The sequence below is a fragment of the Paraburkholderia nemoris genome (assembly GCF_905221015.1).
GTDB lineage: Bacteria > Pseudomonadota > Gammaproteobacteria > Burkholderiales > Burkholderiaceae > Paraburkholderia > Paraburkholderia nemoris.
Map to the genome: position 1 here is coordinate 1 of NZ_CAJNBO010000073.1, position 6276 is coordinate 6276.

At 57.9% G+C, this 6276-nt stretch carries 5 protein-coding genes and 1 pseudogene; all 6 read right to left on the reverse strand.

Features of this window, described 5'->3' with window-relative positions; translation table 11 throughout:
- Positions 1 to 591: 591 nt before the first annotated feature.
- Positions 592 to 876 carry a PAAR domain-containing protein gene (locus KHO33_RS41325; RefSeq protein WP_200568488.1) on the reverse strand — a complete coding sequence of 95 codons (285 nt, stop codon included), beginning with the start codon at positions 874 to 876 and terminating at the stop codon, positions 592 to 594.
- A gap of 156 nt (positions 877 to 1032) precedes the next feature.
- Positions 1033 to 2001 carry a DUF6708 domain-containing protein gene (locus KHO33_RS41330; protein ID WP_200568487.1) on the reverse strand — a complete coding sequence of 323 codons (969 nt, stop codon included), beginning with the start codon at positions 1999 to 2001 and terminating at the stop codon, positions 1033 to 1035.
- A gap of 10 nt (positions 2002 to 2011) precedes the next feature.
- Positions 2012 to 4570 (reverse strand): T6SS effector BTH_I2691 family protein, encoded by a 2559-nt coding sequence (locus tag KHO33_RS41335; RefSeq protein WP_200568486.1) that lies wholly within the window; start codon positions 4568 to 4570, stop codon positions 2012 to 2014.
- Between the two features lie 38 nt (positions 4571 to 4608).
- Positions 4609 to 4773, reverse strand: coding sequence for a hypothetical protein (locus KHO33_RS42520; RefSeq protein ID WP_234480958.1), 165 nt, complete (start codon positions 4771 to 4773; stop codon positions 4609 to 4611).
- 166 nt (positions 4774 to 4939) lie between these two features.
- On the reverse strand, positions 4940 to 5716 hold the full coding sequence (gene istB, locus KHO33_RS41345) for an IS21-like element helper ATPase IstB (protein ID WP_121306549.1): 777 nt from the start codon (positions 5714 to 5716) through the stop codon (positions 4940 to 4942).
- Positions 5706 to 6167: pseudogene (locus KHO33_RS41350) on the reverse strand (IS21 family transposase); the annotation flags it as partial. The pseudogene KHO33_RS41350 and the gene istB, both read right to left, overlap by 11 nt.
- Positions 6168 to 6276: the final 109 nt, after the last annotated feature.

Below are 6276 nucleotides of genomic sequence, written 5' to 3' on the forward strand. Positions count from 1 at the left end.
TCAGAGTAAATATCGAAACCCCCGCGTCGCTGCGCTCCGAACGTCCAGCTTCGCGCGAAACCGCTGTCCACCTTCACGCGAAACGCGTGTCCAGCTTCCACGAATTACGCAGCTTGAGCCCGATGCGCGCGGTCCAAGGGCGGTCGGAGTCCGGGAACTTGATGGCACACTCCTGCACGGCCGCGTCACTGCTATCGAGCTGGACCCACTGGGCATCATGCGGGGCCTCCGTCTTTGCGAGCGTGGCGGCTGCGCGAGCGAGTGGGCTGTCTGATGCGCTGTGGCAGGCTGTGAGGAGAATCAGCGTTGTGGTGGCGATGAGAAGACCGCAATTCTTTTGCATCGGATGTATGGCGAAAAGTTAAATGTGGACGTGCTTGCGCGCGCGAATTAGAGCCCGAAAGGGCGTGACGTCACGACACGGGTTTCCGCCATGAGCAATATGAGATGTCTGCCGATACGCGTTTCGATTGCGTCCGGGCAAGACGGTAGATGTGCTCCTTGTGAGGCAGCAGTCAGCGCTTACGCGGATTCTTGGCTCGACGAAGCAGCGCCCCGACTCTGCTGTTGAGTGCAGCGCGGCAATCGTCACTATGCCGATAGCGAGCCTCGCGTCTGTGAGGCAATGAGCTTCGGAAGCGGGTCGCACGTGCATTTACAGAGGTCATTTTCCAAAGCGACTTGCTTGCCCATCACAGATACGGTATGTGGCGTACCGTCAGTGATGATGACACCTTCCTTGTCGCAGCTATGGCATTTGACAACGCCGCCGATATAAGCCAGCGGCTTCCCGTCCAGTGATGACCCACTTATGCCGTCCATCACGACACCGTTACGGTCAGTTGTGTCGCCCTGGACAATGAATCTACGTCCCATGTCTTCATCTCCGTGAGCAATGTCTTCGCTGGCGGCGTCGCGTTAGACGCGCACAAGCCGCTTGGCTGATGTGTCCCTGCAGGCAACCTCGACGTCCGCGGGCCAAACGGGCTCGCGACTTGTAAGGCCATTGCATAAGGTGGCATCTATCGCCAGTCACACTTCCGCTACCACCGCTGGCCGGACGTTGTCGCATGCTGCCTCGACGTCCTCCGGCCATATCGGTTCACGACAGGTTAGCTGTGCAATGTAGTGAAGCACGGACAGCAAAAAAACTGGGACACTGAGTATGAGAGAAAAAATGCGGAGTCCCGCGTTAACGCTGCCAATGTCCCGCAGTCCGTAGAACCATATGTTCATGGAGGCTAGAAGAGAGGGGCCGCGTGGCAGATACTTTTTCACAGGTGGCAGCGAATCCTGACCGTTTTCCATATAGCGGCGAATGAACTCGAAGTTGGCCTGGACCTGATAAAGCACCTGTTTGCCGTAGCGCGTAGACTCTTTCGCTCCGTTGACTGTCCGAAGCCCAAAGCTGAAGGTGTCAACGATTTTCTTGCCGGAGTCGTCAAGAACGAAACAGCGCATCAGAGTGGGGGCTCCGCCAAACGTGGCATTGGAGGGCTGCCGGTGTACAAAGAAGAATGCCTTATCCCATGGAACGGCGATGACACCGCCCGGGCCGTTGTGCCGAAACGCATACACCGTGCGAGTCTTACGGTTGAACCGCACAGATTTGTGCCGGTAGTTGAAGCAGTCGCGCAGGAGAAGTACTACCGTGAACGCACAGCAGAGCACTCCCACCACCGCAAGGACCCACATCCCGATGCTGAAGGCACCCTGCTCACCGTTCCTGACCATAGCCGGGTTCACCTCCACAGCGCCCTGTATGGCCACAACCGTGAAAAATATGAACGCGGGAAAACCAATCAGGGAGGCAAGCAGACACCATCCAATCTGCGAATACGAGCCGTCACAAACCTCCAGGTACACATCGTTCAAGCCGAACACGGTATTGGCGTCGGCAGCCTCGTCCGCGACCGGTTTGCGAACGTCTATCCGCCGTGCCGCTTCTTCTTCGTCAACCGGTCGGTTCAAGGCCACCCGGGTCATGTGGTCATACGCCATATCTTCTCGCTTACGATGTCAGAGCTTCAAACTGCTTGCGTTCATCCTGCTCAGAGAACTTTTCCTCTCCAGTACCGAAGACGCACTTGCTCAGCCATTCATTGATTTCGCGGTGCTTCTTCCATGCTATCAGTATGCCGATGACAATCAGGATAAGGATAAGCGGGAATATCAGGAACGTGGCTCCGGCGATGGTGGCGATACACAGAAGGATACTTGCAGCCATGGACCCCAGATATAGCCATGCCAGCATGCCATGGCCCGCTTTGCTCTCGGCCTGATACTGCTTGAAGTCGTACCACGCTCCAACCAGACCTGCGGCAGCGCCAACCACCCGACCGGCAACTTCGAGGAAGGGTCCATATTTCGCCATGATGGACGAAAAGCGCAACTCCAGCTCGCCGAGCGCTTTCAGGCCATTGCCAACCGTCTGCGTGGCCGCAGCACCTGTCGAAACGATAGCGGCTATGAATTTGTCGTGAGTTTCCTTGCGGTTCAGGGCACTCGACTTTTCCATCTCCTTGCTTGCAAGCATCCAGTTTACCGCGTTGAAAATGACGCCTATCACGCCGTATCCGACCTCACCTTGGGTGATTGCCCTGAACTTCGGAAGAAAACTCTCATTGATATTTTCTTCCGTCAGTACCGCGCGGACGCCCGGAGCAAAGATTGCCGCCCCGCTGCCGCGGAGGGACGTTGCGCCCGAGGACGATTCAACGGCTTCCCTGGCGTCAAACACGATGAACTGCGGGACCTTGATTGGACCATCCTTGGGAGACGAGGACTGAAAGGACTTACGCAGGTTTGCGTTGAGCGAACCCAGACTCGGACGTTTGTTCGCGGGCATCTGCTCGTACATCTGTCGCGCCATATAGGAAATCCACTGGTTCACTGTTCCTTCAACGGGCTTATAGATAATGGTCGCGTGCGTACGAAGACACATGCACGCAGTGAAAACGCGAACGCTTGCTACATCGCCACCCTTGGCTACGAAGTTGGCAACCGGCCCTGTCACTTCATGCAGTATTCTGGCTACGACCTTGTCCGCCCGGGCGACAAGCGCCCCACCTTTTTCTTCCAGCACCGCGTTTGCCGCATTGTTTGATTCAATCATCTTCGCGAGCGGCTCGCGCAGCTCGAGCAGTGGAAATCCGGCAGCCTCCTTCGCCTTCTCTGCCGTTGGGTCGTGGTTCAATATCAACGACCGTAGCAGCGGATTGTGCCGGTCCTTCACGTCCCCTTTCGCCCACTCGATGACCAGGTCAAGAATGACTTTCCTGTCGGCGGAGCCCGCAATGCAGGCATGAAACAGCTCGGCATAGTTGACACCCCGGACAGGGTCAAGCTCATGATAGTCCCACGCAAAAACTGTTTTCATGCCAGTCTTTAGCCACGCCGCATGGTCTTCCGCCAACGGGTTGAGCGTACTGTTCTCAACTTGCTGGAGCTGCGTGGCCATGTCATTTCGAAATTGCGTGACTGCATTGACGCTGTACGACTCCGCATACGGCTCCCAGGCGGAGTCCTTCACCGACGCCATCTCACGGTCCTTCTGCTCGTCGATAGACTTGACTTCCTTTTCATAGCGTTTGCCGCCATCGAAGATTGAGTAGAGAGCGTAGGTCTCTGCCGCCTGCCCTTTCAATTGCTCGGCCGCGGCGTTCTCGTCTTGTTCCGCACCTTCTTCGACGGCGTCCTTCAGTCCGTCGATAGCACTGGCAGTCCACATCTTGCGTTGATAGGGCTTGAGCGCGGCGCCGTACCCGACGATATGCTCCGCGTTCAGTTCCTGCGTGATGCCGGCAGCGTCCCACAGCGCAAAGAAGACACCATCCCCCTTTTCGTGTGCGTCCATGAGCTGCTTTAGTCCGCTCGCCTCGCTTGCGCGACTTTTAGAGGCGAACGGCGAGACAAGGGCGGAAACGTCTACGCCGTTTTTGTACTCAAGGACGTACTCGGAAACGTGTGCAATGGTCTGTGCATGCTTCTGCGAATGGTTACCGCTCGCCCATCCCGCTGCGTCGAAGAGCTGCATTCGATGGTCCCTGCAACCATTTTCGTTGGCTTCATAGCGCTTGCGCACAGCGGCCGTCCAGCGTACGTCACTGAAAGCCAGATAGACCTTGCCGGCTTTCTGCGGATGGTCGATGCTGATGCATTGTGCGAGCTCCTTATGCCCGGTCTGCTGGCAGTTGAATCCCTTCTCCTGGGTTTCGGGCAGGTCGACGTCAAGTGGGTAGTTGAAGACATAGCCTTCTGACGTCACGCCATAGATTTGCCACTTGCTTTGGGACGGGTAATAGACGTGGATGAACCCTTTGCGCACCGAGCGCAGGAAGTAGCTCGCTTTCTTGGCACTTACGCCTGTGACACCGTCACCAAACGGTCCCTTGGGCAAGGCAAGCGCCGTGGCCGCGCCGAGATTGTGAGCATTGGTCGCGGCTGCTGCTGCATACCGTACCGGCAGAATCAGAAGACCATTCTTCTCACACATGTTGCAGGACTTCTGGCACGCTGCACTGGCTTTGGCGTTTGCCGATGCGGCCTGGACCTTCGGAATGGTACCCATAGTTACTCTCTCTGCCTTGCGTTATGTGTGTTGTTGCTTTACGCGTACAGCGCCGCTTCCTGTGCAATCTGCGCCCAGTTCTCATCGGTCCACAAAGCGGTGACTTCCGAGTACGACGACGTCTGCCCCGGCTGAAGAGCCGCGGCGACCTTCGGATGTCGGTCGAAATTCGGTGAGACCAGCAGGCCCTGTACGGCAAACACCGTCAGGTCCTCGCCCGCGAGGCGATATCGGGCTCCCTTCGTGAACAGGGCGTCGAGCTGACGAGGGGTGCGCTCATCAACGGGCTCCCCAGCGTGTTGATTTGCGCGGAATCTTGACCCACGATTTGCATTGAATTCTGACCCACCCGTTGGACCAGCTTGCGGGTTATTCGGTGGGTATCTGGGTCTTCTTTCTCTCCTTCTTTGGTTGCGTCGTGCTGTTTCTGAAACGATAGCTATCGTTGCCTGTTTCTACAATGTGGCAGTGGTGCGTGAGCCGGTCGAGCAGCGCCGTCGTCATCTTTGCGTCACCAAACACACTGGCCCATTCGGCGAAGCTCAGATTGGTGGTGATGATGATGCTGGTTCGTTCGTAGAGCTTGCTGAGCAGGTGGAACAGCAGCGCACCGCCGGTCTGGCTGAATGGCAGATAGCCGAGTTCGTCCAGCACCACGAGGTCGGCGTACACGAGTCGTGTTGCAAGCTGCCCAGGCTTGCCCACAAGCTTCTCCTGTTCGAGCGCATTGACCAGTTCGATGGTGGAGAAGAAGCGCACGCGACGGCGATGATGCTCGAGTGCCTGCACACCGATCGCGGTGGCCAGATGGGTCTTTCCAGTTCCAGGTCCGCCCACCAGAACGATGTTGTGTGCCGAGTCGATGAACTCGCACTCGTACAGTTGCCGCACCAGCGCTTCGTTGGCGTCGCTGCAGCTGAAGTCGAAGCCACCGATGTCGCGATACGCCGGGAAGCGTGCCGCCTTCATCTGGTACGCGAGTGAACGCACTTCGCGCTCTGCGATTTCCGCCTTGAGCAACCCGGCAAGCACCAGCGAAGCTGACTTGTAGGCCGGCGAGTCCTGGGCGGCGAGTTCGCCTAACGCCTGAGCCATACCGTGCAGCTTGAGTGACTTGAGCATCTGCATCATGACGTCAGGCTGCATGATCGTCCTCCCGATTCCTCAGGCGGTCGTAGCGGCCCACGTTAGCCTGTGGCTCAACCGTTAGTGCGAAGGCCTGCGGCGTCTGCAGCGGCGGCACAGGCGGGCTGTCGAGCAGCCGGCTCAGGATGTTCAGCACCGTCTGCTTGTTCGGTGCGCCGGCCTCGAACGCCAGCTCGACTGCAGTGAGCACCATCTGTTCGTCGTGCAGCAGGACCAGCGCCAGAATCTCGACCATCTCCCGGTCGCCGCCGGGGCGCTTCAGCAGCACGCCCTGCAGCCTGCGGAAGCCGGCTGGAAACTCGGCGAAGGGCGCTCCGTTGCGAAGCGCCCCGGGTTTGCGCTGCAGGACTGCCAGGTAGTGACGCCAGTCGTAAATGGTTTCGCCGTGGTCATGGCTGCGGTTGATGCAGCGCTCGTGCTCGGCAATCACCTGGCCTTCGGCGACGAACACCCGGACGGTCAGTTGAAACTCCCCCACTTATGGTCGCGCAAATTCCCCCACCCTGTGAAGCAGGACTAAGGGTTATTTAGCTGGTTTTCGATTTCCGTGCAAGCGTTTC